This is a genomic window from Streptomyces griseiscabiei (genome assembly GCF_020010925.1).
Classification (GTDB): Bacteria; Actinomycetota; Actinomycetes; order Streptomycetales; family Streptomycetaceae; genus Streptomyces; species Streptomyces griseiscabiei.
The window spans coordinates 490,780-515,961 of sequence record NZ_JAGJBZ010000001.1 but is presented as its reverse complement, the minus strand read 5'-3'; the positions used below and the strand labels follow the sequence as shown (position 1 = coordinate 515,961).

Annotated in this window: 24 protein-coding genes; 10 read left to right on the top strand and 14 right to left on the bottom strand. The window is 72.1% G+C overall.

The window, feature by feature from the left end:
• The first annotated feature begins 34 nt into the window (after nt 1-34).
• The 5 genes from J8M51_RS02165 to J8M51_RS02145 all read left to right on the top strand — a co-directional run bounded on the left by J8M51_RS02165 (nt 35) and on the right by J8M51_RS02145 (nt 4,527).
• Nucleotides 35-1,045 carry a protein kinase family protein gene (locus tag J8M51_RS02165; RefSeq protein WP_086759958.1) on the top strand — a complete coding sequence of 337 codons (1,011 nt, stop codon included), beginning with the start codon at nt 35-37 and terminating at the stop codon, nt 1,043-1,045.
• An 81-nt stretch (nt 1,046-1,126) separates the two neighbouring features.
• The gene (locus tag J8M51_RS02160; protein ID WP_086759963.1) at nt 1,127-1,705 is read left to right on the top strand and encodes a TetR/AcrR family transcriptional regulator; all 579 of its coding nucleotides are present in this window, start codon (nt 1,127-1,129) and stop codon (nt 1,703-1,705) included.
• 65 nt (nt 1,706-1,770) lie between these two features.
• Nucleotides 1,771-2,958: a GDSL-type esterase/lipase family protein gene (locus tag J8M51_RS02155; protein WP_267298917.1), complete on the top strand. Its 1,188-nt coding sequence runs from the start codon at nt 1,771-1,773 to the stop codon at nt 2,956-2,958.
• Between the two features lie 124 nt (nt 2,959-3,082).
• Nucleotides 3,083-3,913, top strand: coding sequence for an EI24 domain-containing protein (locus tag J8M51_RS02150; protein WP_086759440.1), 831 nt, complete (start codon nt 3,083-3,085; stop codon nt 3,911-3,913).
• Nucleotides 3,910-4,527 carry a LysE family transporter gene (locus tag J8M51_RS02145; protein WP_086759438.1) on the top strand — a complete coding sequence of 206 codons (618 nt, stop codon included), beginning with the start codon at nt 3,910-3,912 and terminating at the stop codon, nt 4,525-4,527. The genes J8M51_RS02150 and J8M51_RS02145 overlap by 4 nt, the downstream gene beginning before the upstream one ends.
• Here J8M51_RS02145 and J8M51_RS02140 read toward each other — a convergent pair.
• Together J8M51_RS02140 and J8M51_RS02135 are read right to left on the bottom strand one after the other, a co-directional pair.
• On the bottom strand, nt 4,499-5,809 hold the full coding sequence (locus J8M51_RS02140) for a pyroglutamyl peptidase (RefSeq protein ID WP_398856261.1): 1,311 nt from the start codon (nt 5,807-5,809) through the stop codon (nt 4,499-4,501). The two genes, J8M51_RS02145 and J8M51_RS02140, sit on opposite strands and share 29 nt — an antisense overlap.
• Nucleotides 5,810-5,950: 141 nt before the next feature.
• Entirely contained in the window at nt 5,951-6,538 is a 588-nt protein-coding gene (locus J8M51_RS02135) for a TetR/AcrR family transcriptional regulator (protein ID WP_086763126.1), read from the bottom strand.
• 125 nt (nt 6,539-6,663) lie between these two features.
• Between J8M51_RS02135 and J8M51_RS02130 the strand changes: the two genes are divergently transcribed.
• A complete protein-coding gene (locus tag J8M51_RS02130) occupies nt 6,664-9,117 on the top strand; it encodes a glycoside hydrolase family 3 protein (protein WP_267298915.1) in 2,454 nt (817 codons plus the stop codon).
• An 86-nt stretch (nt 9,118-9,203) separates the two neighbouring features.
• Here the strand turns inward: J8M51_RS02130 and J8M51_RS02125 are convergent, their stop codons facing one another.
• Nucleotides 9,204-10,193 carry an aldose epimerase family protein gene (locus tag J8M51_RS02125; protein ID WP_267298914.1) on the bottom strand — a complete coding sequence of 330 codons (990 nt, stop codon included), beginning with the start codon at nt 10,191-10,193 and terminating at the stop codon, nt 9,204-9,206.
• A gap of 33 nt (nt 10,194-10,226) precedes the next feature.
• Nucleotides 10,227-11,144: an SGNH/GDSL hydrolase family protein gene (locus J8M51_RS02120; protein WP_086760593.1), complete on the bottom strand. Its 918-nt coding sequence runs from the start codon at nt 11,142-11,144 to the stop codon at nt 10,227-10,229.
• Nucleotides 11,145-11,419: 275 nt separating this feature from the next.
• Between J8M51_RS02120 and J8M51_RS02115 the strand changes: the two genes are divergently transcribed.
• A complete protein-coding gene (locus J8M51_RS02115; protein ID WP_086760595.1) occupies nt 11,420-11,914 on the top strand; it encodes a DUF3145 domain-containing protein in 495 nt (164 codons plus the stop codon).
• A gap of 78 nt (nt 11,915-11,992) precedes the next feature.
• Here the strand turns inward: J8M51_RS02115 and fabF are convergent, their stop codons facing one another.
• The 5 genes from fabF to fasR form a co-directional block, all read right to left on the bottom strand.
• A complete protein-coding gene (fabF, locus tag J8M51_RS02110) occupies nt 11,993-13,264 on the bottom strand; it encodes a beta-ketoacyl-ACP synthase II (RefSeq protein ID WP_086760605.1) in 1,272 nt (423 codons plus the stop codon).
• A gap of 104 nt (nt 13,265-13,368) precedes the next feature.
• Nucleotides 13,369-13,617 (bottom strand): acyl carrier protein, encoded by a 249-nt coding sequence (locus J8M51_RS02105; protein ID WP_045557916.1) that lies wholly within the window; start codon nt 13,615-13,617, stop codon nt 13,369-13,371.
• Nucleotides 13,618-13,718: 101 nt separating this feature from the next.
• Complete coding sequence (locus tag J8M51_RS02100) at nt 13,719-14,750, bottom strand: ketoacyl-ACP synthase III (protein ID WP_086760597.1); 1,032 nt, start codon at nt 14,748-14,750, stop codon at nt 13,719-13,721.
• Nucleotides 14,751-14,763: 13 nt separating this feature from the next.
• On the bottom strand, nt 14,764-15,678 hold the full coding sequence (locus tag J8M51_RS02095; RefSeq protein WP_086760599.1) for an ACP S-malonyltransferase: 915 nt from the start codon (nt 15,676-15,678) through the stop codon (nt 14,764-14,766).
• Nucleotides 15,679-15,767: 89 nt separating this feature from the next.
• On the bottom strand, nt 15,768-16,970 hold the full coding sequence (fasR, locus tag J8M51_RS02090) for a fatty acid biosynthesis transcriptional regulator FasR (protein WP_086760601.1): 1,203 nt from the start codon (nt 16,968-16,970) through the stop codon (nt 15,768-15,770).
• Between the two features lie 229 nt (nt 16,971-17,199).
• On the opposite strand from fasR, the gene J8M51_RS02085 reads away from it, so the two are divergent.
• On the top strand, nt 17,200-17,865 hold the full coding sequence (locus J8M51_RS02085) for a pirin family protein (protein ID WP_086760603.1): 666 nt from the start codon (nt 17,200-17,202) through the stop codon (nt 17,863-17,865).
• Between the two features lie 7 nt (nt 17,866-17,872).
• Here the strand turns inward: J8M51_RS02085 and J8M51_RS02080 are convergent, their stop codons facing one another.
• From J8M51_RS02080 to J8M51_RS02070, 3 genes are all read right to left on the bottom strand, one after another.
• Nucleotides 17,873-19,750, bottom strand: a complete 1,878-nt coding sequence (locus J8M51_RS02080) for a serine/threonine-protein kinase (RefSeq protein WP_267298913.1) — start codon at nt 19,748-19,750, stop codon at nt 17,873-17,875.
• 124 nt (nt 19,751-19,874) lie between these two features.
• Nucleotides 19,875-20,702, bottom strand: a complete 828-nt coding sequence (locus tag J8M51_RS02075; RefSeq protein WP_086756773.1) for a serine hydrolase domain-containing protein — start codon at nt 20,700-20,702, stop codon at nt 19,875-19,877.
• Nucleotides 20,703-20,721: 19 nt separating this feature from the next.
• Nucleotides 20,722-21,192: a GNAT family N-acetyltransferase gene (locus J8M51_RS02070; RefSeq protein WP_086756775.1), complete on the bottom strand. Its 471-nt coding sequence runs from the start codon at nt 21,190-21,192 to the stop codon at nt 20,722-20,724.
• A gap of 97 nt (nt 21,193-21,289) precedes the next feature.
• Between J8M51_RS02070 and J8M51_RS02065 the strand changes: the two genes are divergently transcribed.
• Nucleotides 21,290-21,802 (top strand): MerR family transcriptional regulator, encoded by a 513-nt coding sequence (locus J8M51_RS02065; RefSeq protein WP_256964965.1) that lies wholly within the window; start codon nt 21,290-21,292, stop codon nt 21,800-21,802.
• Nucleotides 21,799-22,842: an aldo/keto reductase gene (locus J8M51_RS02060; RefSeq protein WP_086756769.1), complete on the top strand. Its 1,044-nt coding sequence runs from the start codon at nt 21,799-21,801 to the stop codon at nt 22,840-22,842. The genes J8M51_RS02065 and J8M51_RS02060 overlap by 4 nt, the downstream gene beginning before the upstream one ends.
• 92 nt (nt 22,843-22,934) lie before the next feature.
• Here J8M51_RS02060 and J8M51_RS02055 read toward each other — a convergent pair whose 3' ends face one another.
• Together J8M51_RS02055 and J8M51_RS02050 are read right to left on the bottom strand one after the other, a co-directional pair.
• Complete coding sequence (locus tag J8M51_RS02055) at nt 22,935-23,789, bottom strand: DUF4429 domain-containing protein (RefSeq protein ID WP_086756768.1); 855 nt, start codon at nt 23,787-23,789, stop codon at nt 22,935-22,937.
• Nucleotides 23,790-23,864: 75 nt separating this feature from the next.
• On the bottom strand, nt 23,865-25,073 hold the full coding sequence (locus J8M51_RS02050; RefSeq protein ID WP_086756766.1) for an alpha/beta hydrolase: 1,209 nt from the start codon (nt 25,071-25,073) through the stop codon (nt 23,865-23,867).
• Nucleotides 25,074-25,182 lie beyond the last annotated feature (109 nt).

Below are 25,182 nucleotides of genomic sequence, written 5' to 3'. Positions count from 1 at the left end.
CTGACGACCCGACCACGGGTGCTACACATCGCTGATGACCTCCACCGACCCCGCCCGCGCCGCCCGGCTGACCGCCCACGGCGCCGTGTCCACCACCCTCGCGCTGCACAGCGACCACGCCCTGGCCGAACTCCTCGACACGGCCACCCCGCTCGGCTCCGGCATCGGCGGTACGTCGGCGTCCCTGGAGGTCGCCGGGACCCCGGTCTTCGTGAAGCGCCTCCCCCTCACCGACCTGGAACGGCGGCCCGAGCACGTCCGGTCCACGGCGAACCTGTTCGACCTGCCCCTCTCCTGCCAGTACGGCGTCGGCGCCGTCGGCAGCCCCGGCTTCGGCGCCTGGCGGGAGTTGGCGGTCCACACGATGACGACGGACTGGGCGCTCGCGGGGGAGTGCGACGGCTTCCCGCTCCTGCACCACTGGCGGGTGCTCCCGGGCTCCACCCCCCTCCCCGAGGAACTGGCCGACATCGAACGCGCCGTCGCCCACTGGGGCGGCCACCCCGGCGTACGCCACCGCATCGAGGCCCGCCGGGAGTCCTCCGCGAGCGTCGTGCTGTTCCTGGAGTACATCCCGCGCAACGTCCACGAGTGGCTCGGCGACCAGATGGCCACCGGCGGCGAGACCTCCGACCGGGCCTGCGCCCTCGTCGAGCGGGAACTGACCGCGGGCCTCTCCTTCATCAACGGCCGGGGCCTGCTCCACTTCGACGCCCACTTCCAGAACATCCTGACCGACGGCCGGCGCCTCTACTTCACCGACTTCGGCCTCGCCCTCTCCTCCCGCTTCGACCTGTCCCCGCAGGAGGCCGCCTTCCACGACCGCCACCACGACTACGACCGCCGCTACTCCCTGAGCCACCTGGTGAACTGGCTGGTCAAGGACCTGTACGGCGACGAACGGGACGAGCGTGAGGCACGCGTCCGGGGGTACGCCGAGGGGAAGCGCCCCACCGGCATCCCGGACACGGCCGCGGCGACGATCACCCGCCATGCCCGGCTCGCCACGGAGATGGCGGACTTCTTCCGCTGCCTGGGCGCCTAAGAGGCAATGCCGGTTGCCTAAAGCTTTTAGGCAACCGCATAATCGGCGAGGTCGAGTGAGAGGTCGAACGAGAGGATGACGATGGCGCGCGCAGGCCTCACCCCGGAGCGTCTCGCCCGAGCGGGCGCGGAGCTGGCCGACGAGATCGGCTTCGACGAGGTGACCGTCTCCGAGCTGGCCCGGCGCTTCGACGTGAAGGTCGCGAGCCTGTACTCGCACGTCCGGAACTCCCAGGACCTCAGGACCCGCATCGCCCTGCTCGCCCTGGAGGAACTGGCCGACCGGGGTGCCACCGCGCTCGCCGGCCGGGCGGGCAAGGACGCCCTCGCGGCACTCGGGAACGTGTACCGCGACTACGCCCACGCCCACCCCGGCCGGTACGCGGCGGCCCAGCTGAGACTGGACCCGGCGGCCGCAGCGGCGAGCGCGGGCGCCCGGCACTCACAGATGACCAGGGCGATCCTGCGCGGCTACGACCTCACCGAGCCGGACCAGACCCACGCCGTCCGGCTCCTCGGCAGCGTCTTCCACGGCTACGTCAGCCTGGAGGCGTCCGGCGGCTTCAGCCACAGCGCCCCCGACTCGCAGCAGAGCTGGGACCGCGTCCTGGACGCCCTCGACGCCCTGCTGCGCAACTGGCCTGCCGTTCCGCCCAGTTGACGCATCCGGCCGCCCCGCACCGGCCACCCCCGGACAGCCCACCCCACCGACCGTCAGGTTGAGCCATGCCCGAGAGCCCCCGCACGAACCCTCACCGCATCACGACCCCCCTCACCGCCGACCTCCTGCACGGCGCCCTGGAGCTGGAACACACCGGGCGCGGCATACTGCCCCACCGCCTCCCCGCCAGGGCCCGCGCCCAGTACGCCGACCCGCAGCTCGCCATGGTCGAGTCCCAGCCCTCCGGCGTACGCCTGGTCTTCCGCACCCGCGCCACCACGGTCGAACTCGACGCCCTGCGCACCAAACGGACCTATGTGGGCGCCCCGCCCCGCCCCGACGGCCTCTACGACCTCCTCGTCGACGGCCGGCTGACCGCGCAGGCGAGCGTGCCGGACGGCGACACCGTCACCGTCGACATGACCGCCGGCACGGCGGAGCACCGGCCGGGCCCGCCCGGCACCGTGACCTTCGCGGACCTCCCCGACACCCTCAAGACCGTCGAGATCTGGCTCCCGCACAACGAGACCACCGAACTCCTCGCCCTGCGCACCGACGCCCCCGTCGAGCCCGTCCCCGACCGGGGCCGCCGGGTCTGGCTGCACCACGGCAGCTCCATCAGCCACGGCTCCGACGCCGCGAGCCCCACCGCCATCTGGCCCGCCCACGCGGCCTCCCTGGCAGGTGTCGACCTCATCAACCTGGGCCTCGGCGGCAGCGCCCTCCTCGACCCCTTCACCGCCCGCGCGATGCGGGACACCCCCGCCGACCTGATCAGCGTCAAGATCGGCATCAACCTCGTCAACCACGACGCGATGCGGCTGCGCGCCTTCACCCCGGCCGTCCACGGCTTCCTCGACACGATCCGCGACGGCCACCCCACCACCCCGCTGCTCGTCGTCTCCCCGATCCACTGCCCCATCCACGAGGACACCCCCGGCCCCAGCGCCCCCGACCTCACCGGCCTCGCCGAGGGCCGCCTCCGCTTCCGCGCCATGGGCGACCCCGACGACCTCACCCCCGGCAAACTCACCCTCCGTGTCATCCGCGAGGAACTGGCGGCCGTCGTCGCCCAGCGCGCCGAGGAGGACCCCCACCTCCACCACCTCGACGGCCTCACCCTCTACGGCGACCGGGACGCCACCACCCACCCCCTCCCGGACGACCTCCACCCCGACGCGGAGACCCACCACCTCATCGGCGAGCGCTTCGCGGACCGGGTCTTCACAGCCAAGGGACCCTTCGCACCCTGATGGGCCGCAGGCCCCAAAGGGGCGCGGGGAACTGCGCGAGCAGCCACATACAACCCGCAGTCGCCGGCGCACCCAACCCCCCGAGCTCTCCTGCGCAAAGCACCCGAACGATAAAGTTCGCCCCATGCGCGATCTAGGGGTGGGTTTCCAGTACCTCGTCCAGGGCCAGCGATGGGTGGCCAGGCACGGGAAGCAGTACGGCTTCGGCCTGATCCCGGGCCTCATCACCCTGGTCCTCTACATAGCCGCCCTCGTGGCCCTGGCCGCCTGGGGCCCGGACTTCGTCACCTGGGCCACCCCCTTCGCGGACGACTGGTCCAGCCCCTGGCCCGGCCTCTTCCGCGGCCTGCTCACCGCCGTCCTGTTCGCCCTCGCCCTGGCCCTCGCGGTCATCACCTTCACCGCCGTGACGCTCCTCATCGGCCAGCCCTTCTACGAGAACCTCTCCGAGAAGGTCGACCGGGACGTCTCCCCGGACGGCACCGCGCCCGAGTCCGACCTGCCGCTGTGGCGGGAGCTGTGGATCTCGGCCCGGGACAGCCTCCGCGTCCTCGCCCGCGCGCTCGTGTGGGCCGTCCTGCTCTTCGCCCTCGGCTTCGTCCCGTTCATCGGCCAGACGGTCGTCCCGGTGGCCGGCTTCTTCGTGACCGGCTTCTTCCTCACCGAGGAACTGACCGCCGTCGCCCTCCAGCGCCGCGGCGTCGAACTCCGCGACCGCCTCGCCCTCCTGCGCTCCCGCAAGACACTGATCTGGGGCTTCGGCACCCCGCTCGGCCTCGCCTTCCTGGTGCCGTTCGTCGCGGTCTTCCTGATGCCGGGCGCGGTCGCGGGCGCCACCCTCATGGCCCGTGACCTGCTGGGCGAGGAGACCACCGGCGAGGACGAGCGCAACCGCGTCCCCGCCGCCGGCCACCCCGCCCCGCCGATGTTCCGCAAGCCCGAGGTCGGCGCGTGAACGAGGTCCTCGCCGTCGCGGTCATCACCGTCCTCGCGGTCGTCGCCCCCGGCGCCGACTTCGCCATGGTCATCCGCAACAGCTACCTCTACGGCCGTACGACCGGCCTGCTCTCCGCGACCGGCGTCGCCGCCGGCGTCCTCGTGCACGTCACGTACACGATGCTCGGCGTGGGCCTGCTGATCGCCTCCTCCACCTTCCTGTTCACGGTCATCAAGCTGGTCGGCGCGGCCTACCTCGTGTACATCGGCATCCGCACCTTCCGTACCCGTGACGAGGTCCGGGTGGACCTCGCGGAGTCCACGGCGAGCGTGACCCCGCTGGCCGCCCTGCGCTCCGGCTTCCTGACGAACGTCCTCAACCCGAAGACGACCCTCTTCGTCGTCTCGACCTTCGCGCAGGTCGTCAGCCCCGGCACCCCGCTGGTCCGGCAGGCGGGCTACGGCCTGTTCATGGCCCTCGCCCACCTGCTGTGGTTCGGCGTCGTCGCCGTGTTCTTCTCGCACGACCGGATGCGTGCCGTGATGCTGCGCGGCCAGAAGGTCCTGAACAAGGCCATCGGGTCCGTCCTGGCCGGCCTCGGCGTCAGCCTCGCGTTCGCCCCGTCGCACTGACGGAGGCGTCCGAGGCCTCCAGCGCCACCCGCACGATCTCCCGCACCTGGCCCACGATGTCCACCCGGTTCCGTACGAACTCGGCATCGGTCACCGTGCCGGTCGCCGGGTCCGTGTTGCCCGCCCCGAACTGCAGGACCGGCGTGTGCACATGCCCGCCGGGCAGGCCGGCGCCCAGCCCCAGCCGGTCGCGCAGCAGCGTGGCGCGGTAGGCGATCTCGTTGGAGAGGTAGTCACCACCGCCCCCGGCCCGTGCGGTCGAACCCGGGGTCGGTCCGCCCGGCCGGACGACCGGGACCGTGCCGCCCGCCGGGATCTCGGTCACGCTCGTGTTGTCGTACACCGGGAAGCGGCCGGTGTCCGCGGCGACGATGTCCGTGTACGGCAGCGTCGTGGACGTCCACTGGGGCTGGGTCGCGGGGTCGGTCACCGGGATGGTCCCGGTGACGCCGATGTTGTCGTTGTCGCCGAAGCCGCCGCGCCAGGCCCCGTTGGTCCGCTCGACGTCGAAACGGCCCACCCGGCCCTGGCTGACCGTGGTGAAGAGATCGACCTCCGGCAACCGGGGCCGGAGCGTCCGCTCGACCGTGCCGTCGGCGAAGTCCTGCCAGCGGACGGGGAACACGGCGGTCTCGACACGCGCGGGCCCGTCGGCGGTCCGGATCACCGTCCCGTCGAGGGCGAGCGCCGTCGCCCCGGACGGGTTGGAGATCCGCACATCACGGTCCAGCGTGAACGGGTCGAACCCGGTGACGAGCACCCGCTTCATGCCACCCTTCGGGTACCGCAGGGAGTCCTGTCCACGAGAGGTCCGCTCCAACTCGCCCAGCAGCGCGGCTCTCTGACGGTCGCTCAGCGCGAACCCCGGCTCCCACCCCCGCACTTCCCGCGTCATCCCCAACCGTGCCCAGTACAACGGCCGGTCGTCGTCCCGGCTCAGATCCCCGCCCGCCGGCCCCCGCCCCTGCACCCGGTCCACGGCACGCGTCCACAGCCGCGCCCCCTGCCGTACGACGATCCGCTCGGCCTGCGCGTACGACCGCGCCCCGTCCAGCGCCCGCGCGAACTCCGGTGCCACGGCGTCGAATCCGGACCGCCGCAGGATCTCCTGGGGCACGGCCCGATCGAGCCGCTGCTCCTCGACGGTCGGGGCGGCCGCGGAGGAGACCGAGGCCGAAGCGGAAGCGGCGGCGGGGGAGACGGGGGCGCAGAGACCGGCCACCAGGGCCGCCAGTCCTATCGCCGCTCCACGCGCTCGCCGGGAGGTCGGCAGAGAAGTCAGTAGGTAACTCAAGGGAGTTCGGGTCCTTCCGTCGCTGATCGTGCCGTGGGGGTGTCGCTCCGGACGGCGGCAGTATCGCGTGACGGAAGGGGCGTACGCCATGCCGCGTGCCGCGAGGGGCGGCGCACCCGGAGGCCGGCCTCAGCCCTCGCCCGCGTCCTCGCCCAGCAGTGTCAGGAAGTCCCGGAACGCCTCCGCCATGTCCACACCCGCCGGATCCAGCAGCCACTGGTACTGCAACCCGTCCATCACGGCCACCAGCAGCGGCGCCGCCCGCTCCGGGGTGAGCCCGCTCGGCAGCCGGTCGCCGTACTCGGCGCGCAGCACGGCCGCCATGGTCTCGCGGACCCGGCCGTAGCGCTCGGTGAAGTAGTCGCGGGCCGGATGTCCCTCCGTGACGCTCTCGCCGAGCAGCGCGGAGAAGGTCTGGATGATGCCGGGCCGCATCGCGTTGTACTCCACGAGCGAGACCAGCAGATCGATGCGCCACGGGGTGTCCGGTACCGCGTCCCACTGGTCGCGCTCCTTCAGCACGGCGACCAGCAGCGCCTCCTTCGTCGGGAAGTGGTGCAGCAGCCCCTGCTGGGTGAGTCCCACCCGGTCGGCGACCGCCGCCAGGCTCGCCCCCCGGTATCCGCGCTCGGCGATCACCTCCAGAGCGGCCCGGACGATCTCCGCGCGCCGCTCCACGCTCCTGGCCCTGGCGTTCATGGCGCCACCGTACGACATCACCCCACCCTGAAAGTAACGGGAAGATAACGAAACCTACCGCTCTACAGGTAACCCGTGCACGATGGGGGAGGTTCACGGAGGAACCGCACGGCCCCGAACGGACCCGAACCCAGGAGGACCCCATGGCGGGCACCCACCCCACCCCGGCCGACACGGCCCGCGAAGCGGCCGTGGAGAAGGCCCTCGCCAAGCTCGACCTCGACGCCAAGGCGAGGCTGCTCTCCGGCCAGGACATGTGGACCCTGCCCGCGCTCCCCGAGATCGGTCTGGACTCCCTCGTCATGTCCGACGGCCCGATCGGCGTACGCGGAGTGCGCTGGACCGCCGACGACCCGTCCGTCGCGCTGCCCTCCCCGACCGCCCTCGCCGCCACCTGGGACCCCGGACTCGCCCGCCGCGCAGGCGTGTTGCTGGCACAGGAGGCCCGCCGCAAGGGCGTCCACGTCCTCCTCGCCCCCACCGTCAACCTGCACCGCTCCCCGCTCGGCGGCCGTCACTTCGAGGCGTACAGCGAGGACCCGTACCTCGCCGGCGAGATCGGCTCGGGCTATGTGACCGGCGTCCAGTCGGGCGGCGTCGGCACCACGGTCAAGCACTTCGTCGCCAACGACGCCGAGACCGACCGCTTCACCGTGAACAACCTGGTCTCCGAACGCGCCCTGCGCGAGCTGTACCTCGCCCCCTTCGAGGCGATCGTGGCGAACGCCCACCCCTGGGGCATCATGACCGCCTACAACCAGGTCAACGGCTCCACGATGACCGAACACCGCTACCTCGTGAACGAGGTCCTGCGCGGCGAATGGGGCTTCGACGGCTTCAACGTCTCCGACTGGCTGGCCGCCCGCTCCACCACCGGTGCCCTCACCGGCGGCCTCGACGTCGCCATGCCCGGCCCGGTCACCGTCTACGGCGAGCCCCTGGCCGCCGCCGTCCGCGCCGGCGAGGTCACCGAGACCGAGGTCGACGAGGCCGTCCGCCGCGTCCTGCGCCTGGCCGCCCGGGTCGGCATCCTGGAGGGCGCCGACCCGGTGGTCACCGAACTCCCCGCCCCCGTCGACGGCGAGGCCCTGGCCCGCGAGATCGCCCGCCGCTCCTTCGTCCTGGTCCGCAACGAGCCCGTGGACGACCGGCCGGCCCTCCCCCTCCGGACCGGTGCGACGGTGGCCCTGTCCGGCGCCGCCGCCCGCGACGCCCGCGTCCTCGGCGGCGGCTCCGCCACCGTCTTCCCCTCCCGGATCGTCTCCCCCCTCGACGGCCTCACCGCCGCCCTCCCCGAAGGCGCCCTGACCTACGCCGTCGGCGCGGACCCCAACGAGGAACTCGCCGTCGCCGACCGGGGATTCACCCTCCGGGCCGTCTGCCGCGACAGCTCCGGCACGGTCATCGGCACCCGCTCCGCCCCCAACGGCCACATCCAGTGGATGGGTTCGGACCTCCCCGACGGCGTCACCCACACCACCCTGCACACCGTCGAGGTGACCGGCACCTTCGTCCCGCGCGGGAGCGGCACGCACACCTTCGGCATCAAGGGCCTGGGCGCCTACACCCTCACCGTCGACGGCACGACCCACTTCGACGACGTCCACACCGCCGACACGGACGATCCCTTCGTGTCGTTCTTCGGCGCCCCCGTCCCACGGGCCCGGGTCGAACTGACCGAGGGCACCCCGGTACAGGTCTCGCTCACCCATGTCGTGGAACTGCCCGCCGACGCCCCGATCACGATGCTCGCCTTCTCGCTCTGCCACCAGGAGCCGCAGCGCGACCCGGACGACCTGATCGCCGAGGCGGTGGCGGCGGCCCGCGCCGCCGACACGGCCGTGGTGGTCGTGGCGACCACCGACCGCGTCGAGTCCGAGGGCTTCGACCGCGCGAACCTCCACCTCCCCGGCCGCCAGGACGACCTGGTCCGCGCGGTGGCCGCCGCCAACCCCGCCACCGTCGTCGTCGTCAACTCCGGCTCCCCGGTGGAACTCCCGTGGCGCGACGACGTCGCCGCCGCCCTCCTCACCTGGTTCCCCGGCCAGGAGGGCGGTGCCGCCCTCGCCGACATCCTCACCGGCACCCACGAGCCCGGCGGCCGTCTCCCCACCACCTGGGGCACCCTCGCCGAGGCCCCCGTCACCCGGGTCGCCCCCACCTCCGGCGAACTCGCCTACGACGAGGACGTCTTCATCGGCTACCGCGCCTGGGACAAGGAGAGCAGGACCCCCGCGTACGCCTTCGGCCACGGCCTCGGCTACACCGACTGGACGTACGAGTCCCTCGATGTCACCGGCACGACGGCGACCGTCCGCGTCCGCAACACCGGTTCACGCGAGGGCCGCGAGACCGTCCAGCTCTACCTGGCCCCCACGACCCCGGACCCCACCCGCCCGACCCGCTGGCTGGCGGGCTTCGCCACGGTGCAGGCGGCACCGGGCGAGACGGCGGAGGCGGTCGTCCAACTCCCGCCCCGGGCCTTCGAGATCTGGGACGAGAGCACCAACTCATGGGTACGGGTGGAGGGTTCGTACGACCTGGAGGCAGGCCGCTCCCTGGCCGACCGCCGCCTCACGGCACCGATCCAGGCGTAGGGCGACCCCTCAGGGGCGCGGGGCGGTCACATGTGCGGCTCCGCCGCGTGGGCGCGACCAGCCCCCACCCACCCGCACCCGACGAACTACGAACGCACCCCGAACCCATAAACCGTCTCCGACCGATAGACGCCGCCCGGCCGCACCTCCGTACTCGGAAACCGCGGCCGGTTCGGCGAATCCGGAAAGTGCTGCGTCTCCAGCGCGACCCCGTCCCCGGGCCCGAAAGCCCCTTCCAGATGATCCGCCGTATAGAGCTGCATCCCCGGCTCGGTAGTGGCAACACTCACCACCCGCCCCGACCCCGCCTCCCACAGCTCGGCAACCACCTCCGCACCGCTCGTGACCCCCTTGTCCAGCACGAAGTTGTGGTCGTACCCGCTCCCCACCTTCCGTGCCGTGCGGAAGTCGAACCGGGTCCCCTCCACCGCCTCCAGCGCGCCCGTCGGGATCAGGTCCGCGTCCACCGGGGTCACCCGCGACGCGGAGATCCGCAGCTCGTGCCCACCCGAGCTCCCGGTGCCGGCCCCCGCGAGATTCCAGTACGAGTGATTGGTGAGGTTCACGACGGTCGGCGCGTCGGTGACCGCCTCGTACGCGATCCGCAGCGCGCCCCCGTCCTCGTCCAGCGAGTACGTGGCGGACACCTCCAGCCGCCCGGGGAAGCCCTCCTCCCCGTCCGGACTCACCCGCGACAGCCGCACCCCGGCCCCGCCGGCGACGCCCTCCGCCTCCCACACCCGCTTGTCGAAGCCGAGGGGACCCCCGTGCAGGGAGTTCGGCGGGTTGTTGCGCGCCAACTCGTACACCCGCCCGTCGAGCGTGAACCGCCCCCGGGCGATCCGGTTGGCGTACCGCCCGATGAGCGCGCCGAAGAAGGGCCCCGGATTCCGCAGATACCCGTCGAGGCCGGCGAACCCCAGCACCACGTCCGCCACGCGCCCGTCCCGGTCGGGCAGCTCCACCGACTGCACGATCCCGCCGTACGTCAGGATCCGCACCCGGGTGCCGCCCCGCTCCAGCGTCCACCGGTGAACGGGCGTGCCGTCGGAAAGCGTGCCGAAGAGTTCGCTCATGAGCGAAACCCTAGGCCACGGCAGAACCCCAGGTCACGGCTGCTTGGCGCTCACGACCCGGTACGCGATCTCCGCCAGCCGCGCCTGCCCGTCCACGCTCGGATGGAACCAGTCCCACTGGCTGAGCTGGGTCCGCCCGAAGCGGTAGTCGAAGACCGCGTCCTCGTCGTACCGGCAGTACCGGTCCTTCTCGCACACCTCGCGCAGCACGTCGTTGTACGCCTCCACCCGGTCCTGGACGGCGTCCCGCCGCTCGCCGGCCGCCGTCGTCAGGGCGTCGGGGTCGGCCAGCATGGACGGGCAGATGCCCAGCTTCCAGACCTGCTTGCCCATCGGGCTCTTGCGGCCCTCGGACCACAGCCGCTTCAGATCCGGCACACTCGCCACGAACACCTGCGCCTTCGGCAGGGAGTCCCGCAGCGTGGCCATGGAGTCCTCGAAGTCGGCGCGGAAGTCGGCGACCGGCGTCATGTCGGCGGCGCTCGCACGGCACGCGTCGTTCGCGCCGACCATCACCGTCACCAGCTCGGGCCTGCGCGTCACCGCCCGCGCCACCTGGCTCGGCAGGTCGGCCATCCGGGCCCCGGTCACCGCGTAGTTCCAGCTCCGCGACGCCGCGCCGGACGCGCCCAGCAGCCGTACGGCGAGACTGTCGACCGAGGCGTCGGTGCCGGTCGCCCACGACACCTCGGGGCAGTCGGAGAGCACCTTGCACGCGTCGAAGCCACGGGTGATGGAGTCACCGACGGCGACCAGCGACTCGGGGGTGGTGTCCCAGGCAGGGGTGGGGCTCGGCGACACGGAGGGCCTGGCCCGCGACCCGGTCCCCTCGGGGCCGGGGGAGTCACCGCCGGTGGCGTCGCACCCGGTCACGGCCAGCAGGAGCACCGCCGACACACCCGCCGAGACCGCGCCGAACACCGCCCTCGAACGATGGCGTCGCTTCCGCATCCCCTGGTCCCCTCGTCGGTCGTACACGTGCCAGTTCCCACCCATGACAACGCACGGGAGTTCCCGGTGAGGGCAGGCCTCGGGTTCGATGCGACAGAAGGTGCAACTGTTCCATCCGCACAGGCGTCCCCTCGGGTGAAACCCGCGTTCATCCTGGCGCTCGCTCCGACGGTACGTCACACTCCTTGCCCCGCCGCACGGTAGCCTCGCCACGTGGCCGCGTCGCCACTGCCGATCCGTCTATTCGCGAACTGTCCTGCTCTGTGGAGGCCCCGGTGACGACACGTGGAGTCCTGTACGTGCACTCCGCGCCGCGTGCGCTGTGCCCGCACGTCGAGTGGGCCGTCGCGGGTGTCCTCGGGACCCGGGTGAACCTCGACTGGATCCGGCAGCCGGCCGCCCCGGGCACCTGGCGCTCCGAGTTCTCCTGGCAGGGCCGGGCCGGTACGGCCTCCCAGCTGGCGTCCGCGCTGCGCGGCTGGCAGCTCCTGCGCTTCGAGGTCACCGCCGAGCCCTGCGCCACCGCCGAGGGCGAGCGCTACAGCTGCACCCCCGACCTCGGCATCTTCCACGCCGTCACCGGCATCCACGGCGACATCCTCATCCCCGAGGACCGCCTCCGCGCGGCCCTCACCCGCTCCCAGCGCGGCGAGAGCGACCTGGAGTCGGACATCGCCAAGCTCCTGGGCAAGCCCTGGGACGACGAGCTGGAGCCCTTCAGATACGCGGGCGAGGGCGCCCCGGTCCGCTGGCTGCACCAGGTGGTGTGACGACTGCTCAGCACGGAGGAAGGGCCCCCACCGCACGGTGGGGGCCCTTCTCGTCCGTCAGCTCGCGACGGCCGGAGGTCAGACCGTCCGGAACGCCAGCACCACGTTGTGCCCACCGAACCCGAACGAGTCGTTGAGCGCGGCGATACGGCCCTCGACCGGCAGCTTGCGGGCCTCACCGCGCACGATGTCCGCGTTGGCCTCGGCCTCCGGGTCCAGGTCGTTCACGTTGATCGTCGGAGGCGCCACCCGGTGGTACAGCGCGAGCACCGTCGCCACCGTCTCCACACCGCCGGCGCCACCGAGCAGATGCCCGGTCATCGACTTCGTCGCGGACACCGCGAAGTGGTCGGTGTCGTCACCGAACACCTTCCGCAGCGCCTTCAGCTCGGCGATGTCACCGGCCGGCGTCGACGTGCCGTGCGCGTTGACGTGCACGATCTCCGCCGGGTCCAGGTCCGTGCGGTCCAGCAGGTTCTGCAGGGCGTGGGCGATGCCCCGCCCCTCCGGCTCCGGCTGCACGATGTCGTGGCCGTCGGCGGAGATGCCCTGGCCCACGGCCTCGGCGTAGACCCGGGCACCCCGCGCCGCCGCGTGCTCGGCCGACTCCAGGACGACGACACCGGCACCCTCGCCGAGGACGAAGCCGTCACGGCCGGTGTCGTACGGACGGGAGGCGCCCTGCGGGTCCTCGTTGTTCTTGGACATCGCCATCATGTTGCCGAACGCGGCGATCGGCAGCGGGTGGATGGCGGCCTCGGTACCACCGGCGATCACGACATCGGCGCGGCCGGTGCGGATCATCTCGATGGCGTAGCCGATGGCCTCGGCGCCCGACGCGCAGGCGGAGACCGGTGTGTGCACACCGGCGCGCGCGCCCACGTACAGACCGACGTTGGCGGACGGGCCGTTGGGCATCAGCATGGGCACGGTGTGCGGGGAGACACGGCGTACGCCCTTCTCCTTCAGCACGTCGTACTGGTCGAGCAGGGTCGTCACACCGCCGATGCCGGAGGCGATGACCGCGCCGACGCGGTCCGCGTCGACGGTGCCCTCGTCGGCCGAGGTCTCCGTGTAACCGGCGTCGGCCCACGCCTCCTTGGCCGCGATCAGCGCGAACTGCGCCGAGCGGTCCAGTCGGCGGGCCTGCGGCCTCGGGATGACCTCGGACGGCTCCACGGCGATCTGCGCGGCGATACGGACCGCCTGGTCGGCGGCCCACTCCTGCTCCAGGGGGCCGACGCCGGACCTGCCGGCGACCAGTCCCTCCCAGGTGGAAGTCGCGTCGCCACCCAGCGGTGTGGTTGCGCCGATACCGGTGACGACCACGGTGCGATTGGTCGAGCTCACGGGAATGTTCTCCAACGGTTACGAGGATTCAGCGGCGCCACCGCCGGGTGGCGGGGCAAACGGACTGCTCCGCGGGGGATCGGGCCGGGCCCGATCCCGCCGGATCAGCCCTGGTGCTTGAGGATGTAGTCGGTCGCGTCGCCGACCGTCTTGAGGTTCTTGACGTCGTCGTCCGGGATCTTCACGTCGAAGCGCTCTTCGGCGGCGACGACGACCTCGACCATGGACAGCGAGTCGACGTCCAGGTCGTCGGTGAAGGACTTGTCCAGCTGGACGTCCTCGACCGGGATGCCGGCGATCTCGTTCACGATGTCGGCGAGACCGGCGACGATCTCTTCCTGGGTGGCGGCCATGTCAGGCGCTCCTTCTTAGTTTTCCAGAGGGTTGGCGGCCCGCCGCGTCAGCGGCAGGTTGTGCGTTTTCCCGCCGCCGGACCAAGATCCGGCGGCGGTGCCTAGGGGAGGGTAACGACCGTCGCGGCGTACACGAGACCCGCCCCGAAGCCGATGACGAGCGCGGTGTCGCCGCTCTTCGCCTCACCGGTCGCCAGGAGCCGCTCCATCGCGAGCGGGATCGAGGCGGCCGAGGTGTTGCCGGTGGTCCGCACGTCACGCGCGACCGTGACGTGCTCCGGCAGCTTGAGTGTCTTCACCATCGAGTCGATGATCCGCTCGTTGGCCTGGTGGGGAATGAAGACGTCCAGATCGTCCGAGCTGATCCCGGCCGCGTCCAGCGCCTGCTGCGCGACCTTCGCCATCTCGAACACGGCCCAGCGGAAGACCGCCTGGCCCTCCTGCGTGATCGCGGGGAACTTGACGTTGCCCTCGCTGTCCAGCGGGAGCCTCTCCAGGTCACCGACCCGGTACTCGTTCCACGGGACCGTCTGCTTGATCGTGTGGGACTTGTCGCCCTCCGAGCCCCACACCGTCGGGCCGATGTGCGGCTCCTGGGAGGGGCCGACGACGACCGCGCCGGCCCCGTCACCGAAGAGGAAGGCCGTGGCGCGGTCCTCCAGGTCGGTCAGGTCCGACAGCCGCTCGACCCCGATGACGAGGACGTACTCCGCCGAACCCTCGACGACCATGCCCTTGGCGAGGGTCAGGCCGTAGCCGAAGCCCGCGCAGCCGGCCGAGATGTCGAAGGCGGCGGCCTTGTCCGTGCCGAGCTTGTCGGCGATCTCGGTGGCGACGGCCGGGGTCTGGCTGAAGTGCGACACGGTGGAGACCACGACCGCGCCGATCTGCTCGGCGGAGATCCCGGCGTCGGCGATCGCCTTGCCGGACGCCTCCACCGACATGGCGGCGACGGTCTCCTCGTCGTTCGCCCAGTGCCGGGTCTCGATACCGGAGCGGGAGCGGATCCACTCGTCGGACGAGTCGATCTTCTCCAGGATGACGTCGTTGGGCACCACCCGGACCGGGCGGTAGCCGCCCACGCCGAGGATGCGTGCGTACGGGGCGCCCTTGCTCGGCCTGATCTTCGACATGGCTCCAGGGCTCCTAGTTCTGGTGCTCGGCGATGAGCGCGCGAGCGGCGTCGAGGTCGTCGGGTGTCTTGAGCGCCACCGTCGCCACGCCCGGCAGGGCGCGCTTGGCGAGGCCGGTGAGCGTGCCGCCGGGGCAGACCTCGACGAGCGCGGTCACGCCCATCTCCTTGAAGGTCTCCATGCACAGGTCCCAGCGGACCGGGTTGGCGACCTGACCGACCAGACGGGAGAGCACCTCGGCGCCGGTGGCGACGGACTGCCCGTCCTTGTTCGAGACATAGGTGAGCTTCGGGTCCCCGGGCGCCAGCTCCTCGGCGGCCTTGGCGAGGGTCTCCACGGCGGGGGCCATGTGGTGCGTGTGGAAGGCGCCGGCCACCTTGAGCGCCACCACACGGCGGACGCCCTCGGGCTTGTCCGCCTCCAGGGCGGCCAGCTGCTCCAGGGTGCCGGCGGCGACGATCTGGCCCGCGCCGTTCACGTTCGCCGGGGTCAGCCCCAGCTTCTCCAGGTGCGGGATCGTCACCTCGGGGTCGCCGCCGAGCAGCGCGGACATCCCGGTCGCGGTGATCGCGGCGGCCTCGGCCATGGCCAGGCCCCGCTTGCGTACGAGGGTCAGCGCGGCCGTTTCGTCCAGGACCTCGGCGAACACGGCGGCGGTGATCTCACCGACACTGTGCCCGGCGACCGCGCCGGGGGTGACGTCCTCGAGGGCGGCGGCGGACAGCAGTCCGGCCGCCACGAGCAGCGGCTGGGCCACGGCGGTGTCGCGGATCGCGTCGGCGTCGGCCTCGGTCCCGTAGTGGACGAGGTCCAGCCCGATGACGTCCGACCACGCGGCGAGGCGGTCGGCGGCACCGGGGAGGTCGAGCCAAGGAGTCAGGAAGCCGGGCGTCTGGGCGCCCTGGCCGGGAGCGACGAGTACGAGCACTCTCACACTCTCTCTTGGGGACGGCTCAGGCCGCCCGTGAGGACAGGGACGAAGAACACGAGGGGGTTTTGTAGCCCTCCGACAAAACCCTAGAGCTGGGGTTCCCCATCCACCAGACGCCCCAGGATCAGTGCGATCCGCAAGGTGAAGGCAGAGCGTACATCGGAGGGCGACCAGCCGGTGACGTCAGTCACACGTCGAAGCCGGTAGCGCACGGTGTTGGGGTGGACGAACAGCATCCGGGCCGCGCCTTCGAGGCTGGACGCCTGTTCGAGATAGACGCTGAGCGTCTCCAGAAGAGCGGACCCGGCCTCCTCCAGCGGTCTGTAGATCTCCTCCACCAGTTGCTCGCGCGCACTGGGATCACCGGCGATCGCGCGTTCCGGAAGCAGATCGTCCGCCAAGACGGGGCGCGGCGCGTCCTGCCACGCCGAGCAGGCCTTGAGTCCGGCCGCCGCCGCCTGCGCGGACCGGGTCGCGGCCAGCAGGTCGGGCACGATCGGCCCGGCCACCACCGGTCCCGCCGCATACGGCCCGATCAGCGACTTCGCGACCTGCAACGGGTCGTTGTCGCCGCCCGCGATCACCACCAGCCGGTCGCCCAGCACCCCGGTCAGCACCTGCAGCTTGGCGTGCCGGGCCGCCCGCCGGATGGCCTCCACGGTCAGCTCGCTGTCGCCGTCCGGGGCGGTGCCGAGGACCACACAGACATGGTCGGGGGAGTTCCAGCCGAGCGCGGCGGCCCGGCTCACGGCACCCTCGTCGGCCTCGCCGCTGAGCACCGCGTTCACGACCAGGGACTCCAGCCGGGCGTCCCAGGCGCCGCGTGCCTCGGCGGCCTGCGCGTACACCTGCGCGGTGGCGAACGCGATCTCCCGCGCGTAGACGAGCAGGGCCTCGCGGAGCACGCTCTCGTCGCCGGGGGCGGCGACCTCGTCGATCGCGGACTCCATGACCTCGATGGTCGTGCGCACCATCTCCACGGTCTGCCGGAGCGTGATCGCCCGGGTCAGTTCGCGCGGCGCGGTCCCGAAGACATCGGTGGAGATGGCCTGCGGGGCGTCCGGATGCCGGAACCACTCCGTGAACGCGGCGATACCGGCCTGGGCGACCAGCCCGATCCACGACCGGTTCTCGGGCGGCATCGCCCGGTACCAGGGCAGCGTCTCGTCCATCCGCGCGATGGCCTGCGCGGCGAGACTTCCGGACGACTTCTCCAGCCGCTTCAACGTCGCGACGTGCGGGTGGGCGGGCGGTGCGGGCTCGGGTTTGCTGGTTTCGGGTTCGGGCACGGGGACAAGCCTGCCTTATCGCTGCGCTCGCCTGCGCCGGAGGGGTGTGGGCCGGGGGCGCGAGTCTGCCCCGGGCTGCGGGTACCCCCGAGGGCTGCCGCCCCTGGGCCCCCGCCTGTCGGCCTGCACGGCCTCGTCCTCAGACGCCGGACGGGCTGAGTGCGCCGGCCGGAGCCGGGTGGTGCGGCCAGGGCTCGTGGGGGTCGGCTCGGGCTACCGTGGGAGCGTGATGGAGCTGCGGCGCGCCGACGCGCGTTACCCCGGCGGTGATCCCGGGGCCGGGATCGTCTCCCTGCACGCCTTCTCCTTCGGGGCGCACTACGACCCCGACAACCTCCGTTTCGGCGCGGTGATCGCGTGCAACGAGGAGCGGCTCGCGCCCGGGGCGGGGTTCGACGAGCATCCGCACAGCCACACCGAGATCGTCACCTGGGTCGTCGAGGGGGAGCTGACCCATCGCGACACCACCGGGCACGAGACGGTCGTCCGGCCCGGTGACGTGCAGCGGCTCAGCTCGGCGGGCGGGGTGCGGCACGTCGAGCGCAACGACGGCTCCGGGCCGCTCACCTTCGTGCAGATGTGGCTGGCCCCGCTGGACCCGGGCGGCGACCCGGCGTACGAGGTCGTCCGTGGCATCGCCGACTCCACCCCGTACGCCGTCCCCGAGGCGGGCGCCATGCTGCACGTCCGGCGGCTGGGCGCGGCGGGGGAGCGGACCGCCGTGCCGGACGCGGCGCGGGCGTACGCGCATGTCGTCCGGGGCGCCGTGCGGCTCGGACCGTACGAACTGGGGCCCGGGGACGCGGTGCGGGCCGAGGACGAGAAGGGGCTGGAGCTGGTCGCCGTCACCGGCCCGGTCGAGGTGCTGATCTGGGAGCTGGAGCCGGGCGGATGACCGTCCGTCAGTTCTCGGTGACCGGTTCCTCCGCGTTGCGCCACACCGTGATGTCCACCGAGACGTAGTCGCTGGGGTCGCCGCTCGCGGCCGAGCCCTTGAAGGTGACCAGGCCCATGTGGCCGGAGTTGGTGCGCACGCACATCTGGGAGCCCTTGGAGACCTGGCCGAGCTGGACGGAGGCCGTGTACCGGGTCTCGTTCCGGCAGGTTTCCAGGGAACCCTTCTGGGAGTTGTTCAGCAGGACGAGCTTCTCGCTGCTGCTGCCCACCTTCTTCTCCCCGAACAGCGAGTCCGAGTAGTAGTAGAAGTCCCCGTCGTCCTCGTACGACACGCCCAGCTCGCTGTCGAGGGGCTTGGGCGGGGAGTCGGCGAAGCGCACGTAGTAGTTGGCGGGGATGTTGACGCCCTTGAAGGTGACCGGCTTGGGGTCCGCCTTCGGCTTGGACTCCGAGCCCTCCGACGCGTCCGAGGAGCCGCCGTCCGAGCCGGCCGACGAACCGCCGACCGAGCCGCTGGAGGAACTGCTCGAACCCGTGAGGCCCTTCACGAACGTCGCGCAGCTGCCGAGCAGCCCCAGCCCGAACACCACCGCCACACCGATCCCGATCCACTTGCCGACGTTGCTGCGCGGCGGGGGGAGGGGGAGCGGACGCGGGTGACCTTGGGGATGACCCTGTGGGTGCGGCTGCTGCCAGCCCGGCTGCGGATACGGCGCGTGGTGCCCGGTCGGGACGGTGTGCGGGCCCGACGGCCCGGGCTGTCCCGGCTGCGGGTGGTACGGCGCCGACGGCGGGCCCACGGGACCCGGCGGGGGCGGGGTGGTCGGCCCGGAGAGCATGGTCGGCGCCGCGTGGATGGTCGGGGAGGCGGGGCTGACGGACGGTGAACTCTGCTGGGTCACCGGCGCGGTGGGCGGCGGGGGCAGTGTCGCGGAGGTCGGGGCCTCGGCGTCCTTCCTCCGTTCGGCCAGCAGATCCGCCGACGCCGAGACCCGGCGGGTGATGTCCGCGCCGATCGCCTCCGGCAGCCAGGAGCCCGACTGCACCAGCGGGGTGGGCGACGCCTCCTGACAGAGGGTCACGACCTCGGCGGGGGAGGGGCGGTCGGCCGGGTCCTTGGCCAGGCAGCGTTCGATGAACCGGAGTTCGTCCGGGAGGCCGCCGAGGTCGGGCTCCTCGTGGACGATCCGGTACAGCACCGCGTGCGAGGGGCCGTCGCCGTACGCGCCGGTGCCGCGGGCCGCGAACGCGGCCACCTGGCCGAGGGCGAAGATGTCCGACGCGGGCGTGACCGGCTTCCCGGCGGCCTGCTCCGGCGACATGAACGCCGGGGTGCCGATGGAGACGCCGGTACCGGTCAGTGCGGTGGCGTCGGCGGCCCGCGCGATGCCGAAGTCGATGACCCGGGGCCCGTCGCCGGCGAGCAGCACATTGGAGGGCTTCAGATCACGGTGGACGATGCCCGCGCCGTGGATCACCGACAGCGCCTCCGCGACCCCGGCGAGCAGCAGCAGGACCGAGCCCAGCGGTAGCGCGCCGTGCTCGGCGACCGCCGCGTGCAGCGACGGGCCGGGCACATAGGCGGTGGCCAGCCAGGGCTGCGCGCCCTCGGTGTCGTGGTCGAGGACGGGCGCGGTGTACAGGCCCTGCACCCGCTGGGCGGCCTGCACCTCCTGCTTGAACCGGCGGCGGAACTCGGGGTCCTCGCTCAGTTCGGGCCGGATCGTCTTCAGCGCGATCGGGTGGCCGCCCGGTGTGTACGACAGATAGACCGTGCCCATGCCGCCGGAGCCGAGCCGTGCCGCGAGCCGGTAGCTCGCCACGGTCGTCGGGTCACCGGCCTCCAACGGCCGGAACTGCCCGCCCGCGCGAACCTCGCCCATGGTGCTCCCCCGAATGCTGTGCGGCTGATGTGCACGGGGGAGGTTAGCGGACGGATCGCCGTCCGGGGCCGTCCGGACCCGTCACCCGCCTCTTCCGTCGAAGAGTTGTCGTTTCCTTCACGAATCAGACACCGTTCCCGACCTCGGCGAGCACAGCGTCCGTGAACGGGGTCCAGGCCTCGACCGCCCACGGTCCGAACGCCCGGTCCGTCAGCGCGACGCACGCCACCCCCGCCACGGGGTCGATCCACAGGAACGTGCCCGACTGCCCGAAGTGCCCGAAGGTCCCCGGCGACGAGGAGTTCCCCGTCCAGTGCGGTGCCTTGGAGTCCCGGATCTCGAAGCCGAGCCCCCAGTCGTTGGGGTTCTGGTGCCCGTAGCCCGGCAGGACGCCCTTGGTGCCCGGGTACTGCACGGTCATCGCCTCCGCGACCGTGCGCGGGTCCAGCAGCCGGGGCGCCTGCACCTCGGCGGCGAACCGCACCAGGTCGTCGACGGTGGAGACGCCGTCCTTGGCCGGGGACCCGTCGAGCGAGGTGGCCGTCATGCCCAGCGGCTCCAGCACCGCCTGCCGCGCGTACTCCGCGAACGGGATGTCCGCCGCCTTGGCCACCTGGTCGCCGAGCACCTCGAACCCGGCGTTGGAGTACAGCCGCCGCACCCCGGGCTCCGCCGTCACCCGGTGCTCGTCGAAGGCCAGCCCCGAGGTGTGCGCCAGCAGATGCCGTACGGTCGACCCCGCCGGACCCGCCGCCTCGTCCAGCTCCACCGCCCCCTCCTCGTACGCCACCAGCACGGCGTACGCGGCGAGCGGCTTGGTGACCGAGGCCAGCGGGAAGCGGTGCCCGGTGGGGCCGTACGACCCGAGGACGGTGCCGTCCGCCCGTACGACGGCCGCGGCGGCGGTGGGAACGGGCCAGTTCTCGATCAGCGCGAGGCTCTGCAAGGACATGCCCACGAGCCTAAGCCGCTCACAGATCCAGCTGCATCAAGGGGTCGGACCTGCGCCGGAAGCCCATCGAGGCGTACAGCGGCTCGGCGTCGGGGGAGGCGGTCAGATGGACGTGGCCGGCGCCCCGCTCACGGAACCAGCCGATGAGTTCGTCCATGCAGGCGCGGGCGTACCCCCGGCGGCGGGCGTCGGGGTCGGTGGCGACGCTGAAGACATGGCCGACCGCGCCGTGCGGGTTCCCGGCCCGTCCGATGCGGTAGTCGACCGTCCCCGCCACCAGCGCGGCGAGCGCGCCCGGCCGGTCCGGGTGGTCGACCACGAAGGCGGCGAAGTCCCCGTCGGGGTCGGCGAGCCGGCGGCGTACGGTGGGCAGCGACTCCTGGTGCCAGCCGGTGGAGCGGTCCGCTCCCCGCATGGAGTCGATCATCACCTGACGCAGCCGGAGCAGTTCCTCGGCGTCCTCGGGGGCGGCACGGCGTACGAGACTCATGCCGTGCACGCTAACCATCCCGATCACGTCAAGTCCTCATGTTTTCTCACCCGATTCGCTTGCTTGGAGCGCACTCCAAGGTTTTAGCGTGGTGGTCATGACGGTGATGGAGACCACGAGTCCGCCGAGTGTCATGAGTGCCACCGATGCCGCGGGTGCCACGGGTACCGCAGGGGGCGACAGTTGCGCCGGACCGCCGCTGAAGCCGCGCCGGCCGGACGGGCAGGACAAGTACACGATCAGCGAGGTCGTCGACCTCACCGGTCTGACGGCGCACACCCTGCGCTGGTACGAGCGGATCGGTCTGATGCCGCACATCGACCGCTCCCACACCGGCCAGCGCCGCTACCGCAACCGCGACCTCGACTGGCTCGACCTCGTCGGCAAGCTCCGGCTCACCGGTATGCCGGTCGCCGACATGGTCCGGTACGCCGAACTGGTGCGCGAGGGCGACCACACCTACACCGCGCGCTTCGACCTGCTCAAGTCGACCCGGGACGACGTCCTGTCCCGCATCGCCGAGCTGCAGGACACCCTGAACGTGCTCGACCGGAAGATCAACTTCTACGCTGACGCGGGGCTGGCCCTGGCGTCGGAGAGGGCTTCATGACCGACGCCACGACCAACGGCAGGATCGCGACCGCACGGCTGGGCGCCGACGGCCCCGAGGTGGGTGTCCAGGGCCTCGGCTGCATGGCCATGACCTTCGCGTACGGCGTGAGCTTCGCGTACGGCCCCTCGGACGCCGAGGAGTCCCGGGCCACCCTCGACCGCGCACTGGAGCTGGGCGTCACGCTCTACGACACGGCGTACGTGTACGGCGCCGGGGAGAACGAGAAGTTCCTCTCCCCCTTCTTCAAGGCGCACCGCGACGAGGTCGTCGTCGCCACCAAGTTCGGCCTGGCGATCGACCCCGGCGACCCCACCAAGCGGATCGTCCGCAACGACGCGGTGCACATCCGCGAGTCCGTCGAGGACAGCCTGCGCCGCCTGGACGTCGACGTGATCGACCTCTACTACATGCACCGCCGCGATGTGGATGTCCCCCTCGAGGAGAGCGTCGGCGTCATGGCCGAGCTGGTCCGCGAGGGCAAGGTCAAACAGCTGGGCCTCAGCGAGGTCACGGCCGCCGAGCTGCGGACGGCCCACGCCGTGCACCCCATCGCGGCCGTGCAGTCCGAGTGGTCCCTCTTCAGCCGCGACATCGAGACGAACGTCGTCCCCACCGCCCGCGAGCTGGGCGTCACCCTCGTCGCCTACTCCCCGCTCGGACGGGGCTTCCTCACCGGCTCCTTCGCCAAGGCCGAGGACCTCACCGCCGACGACTTCCGCCGCCACCAGCCCCGCTACACGGGCGCCAACGCGGCGGCGAACTCCGCCCTCCTGGACCCGATCCGAGAGGTCGCCGAGGCCCACGGCGCCACCCCGGGCCAGATCGCCCTGGCCTGGGTCCACCGGCAGTCGGCGACGTACGGTCTCCCGGTCGTCCCGATCCCGGGCACCCGCAGGCGGGGAAGGGTGGAGGAGAACACGGCGGCGACGAGGATCGTCCTGGGCGAGGAGGACATGACGCTGCTGGAGCCGATAGCCGCGAAGGTGGCGGGCGACCGTTACGCGGACATGCGCTTCACTTCCGCAGGCAGGGAGTAGGACAGCGCGCCCCGTAAGGGGCGCGGGGAGCTGCGCGACCAGCCACAACGCACCCGCACCCGGCAACGAAAGCGACCCCCAACGGCGAGTACCTACAACTCAGCCAGCAACTCCGCCTTCTTCACACTGAACTCCTCGTCCGTCACCAGCCCCGCCTCGTGCAGCTCCCCCAGGTGCCGGATCCGGTCGGCGATGTCGGCCGGATCCCGCCGGGGCCCCGCCTCGACCGCAGCTGGGGCCGAACCCCCCGCGGAGCGGACCGCCGCCAGCACCGCGGCGGCGAACGGCAGCGACTCGTGCACCGGCCCGTACCCCAGCCCGAAAACGACCGCGGCCGGATCATGGTCCGGCTGCGCCGGCCGCTCCCCGGCGCCGTCCCGCCGAAGCAGCCGCAGATACCCCTCGAACACCTCCGGCGACCGCCACTCCACCCCACTGAGCGCGCTCACCGGGAACGTCTGGTCCCCGGCCTTCCACTTCGCCGACGAAGCCCCCGTCCAGAACCACCGGAACGACACGGACCGCCCGTCGAAGGACGCCTTCCCGTCGTACGCCTTGAACTGCAACGGCACGTCCGGGGCGGCCACCAGAAAACGATCGGCGGGCCCGGACCGGGTCAACCGCGCCCGCAGCTCGTCGGCGTAGTACTCCGCGAGCGTCTCCCGCTCGGCCGGCAGCACCAGCCGGTACGGATCGCACCCCTCCTTGAGCTGGTCCGCCGCCGCCTCCATCAGCGGATCGGCGCCGGGTCGCGGCACGGCACGCAGTACGACGGTGCCCCGCTTCCCCGGTGTCAGCGTCACGTCCGCGATCGCCTCCAGCGGGATACGGCGCTCACCGAGCGCGGCGAACAGCTTCGGCGTACGAATCCCCCGTTCGAAGCGGATGAGCACGGAGTCGGACTCGAACTCCCAGGCGGCATGAAATCCGGCCAGTACGTCACCCATGCGGCTCATCGTATGCGGGCGACGCGGGGAAGTCCCGACCGAGGCGAACCGCACTTTTACCCTCCTCTACGCGCGTCAGGCCGCAGCGCTGTCGGACAGACCCGTCAGACACGCGCCGTCCTCCCGCGCACAGCGCACCGATCCGTACGCGCCGATACCGATCTCGGCGAAGTTGCTCAGACTGTCGGTGCCCGGCTCGAAATAGCCGCTGTGCCCCCGGGCGTCGGCCGCGGACAGGATGCGCGCCCCGAACTCCGAGGAGACCGGGTCGGCGCCGTGGCCGAGCCCGCCGACCTCCAGATAGGGCACGTCCTGGACCCAGTCGTCGGCGTCCCGCATGGCCCACACCCGGGCCGCCGTCCGCAGTTGGTTCACCGACTCGGCGCGCATACCGGGGCTGCCCGCCACCGCGATGTCGGTGACCCGGGACGGCAGTGAGGGCGCGGCGACCCCGCACACCACCGAGCCGTAGCTGTGGCACACCAGCGCGACGGTGGAGGCGCCGGGCAGGCTCCGCACCAGCGCGTTCAGCCGGACCGAGCCCTGTTCGGCGCGGAGCGCGGTCGCCGAGTCGAGGCCGATCCCGTCGGGCGCGGTGTAGTCGGCCCAGGCGATCACGGCCGTACGCGTCCCGGGGCTCGCCGCGCGCTCCGCGTCGTAGAGCGATTCGGCCATGCCGACGGGTGCGGAGTAGCGGCGGTTGGTGCGCTGGAAGGTGAGGACGTCGGTGTCGACGCCGGGGACGACGACCGAGACGCGCTCGGCCTTGTCGAGGCTGCCGAAGGCCTCGGCGATCCGGCCGCTGCCGTCGGGGTCGAAGGCGAGGATGTGCCGGCTCTTCGCGGCCAGCGCGGCGAAGCGGTGCATCCGGCGGCCGGCCTCGTGGCGGCCCGTCTCGGAGAGCCGCTGGTCGCGCATGCGTTCCCGTTCCTGCTTGCTCTGCTGCTTCAGCGCGATGCGGTTGGCCCGGTAACGCAGCTTGACGGGGGCGCCGTTCATATTGCCCACGGCGAGCGGATAGCGGTGGACGAGCCGGGTGCGCTGCTGCGCGGTGAGCGAGGCGAAGAAGGCGGCCAGCCGGTGCGGGGACGATTCGGCGTCCGGCAGTTCCCGGCCGTCGAGGTGTCCGCGCTGCCACGCGGAGAGCGACGCCTGCAGCGGCGACTCCTCACGGTGGCTGCGGATCGCGGTCCAGCCGGTGGTCGCCAGCATCACGAAAACCACGGCCAGCGCCAGCAGTGCGCGCCAGACGTTCAGTTGCGGGGAGGAGTCGAAGGAAGTCACTGAAAGGACACACTAAGAGAACGGAAGGGTCTCGCGTTAACCGAGTGAGGCGGATCACGTTTCGATCACGCCCGTTCCGTACGGTGCCGCAGAGAAGGTCGTGATGATG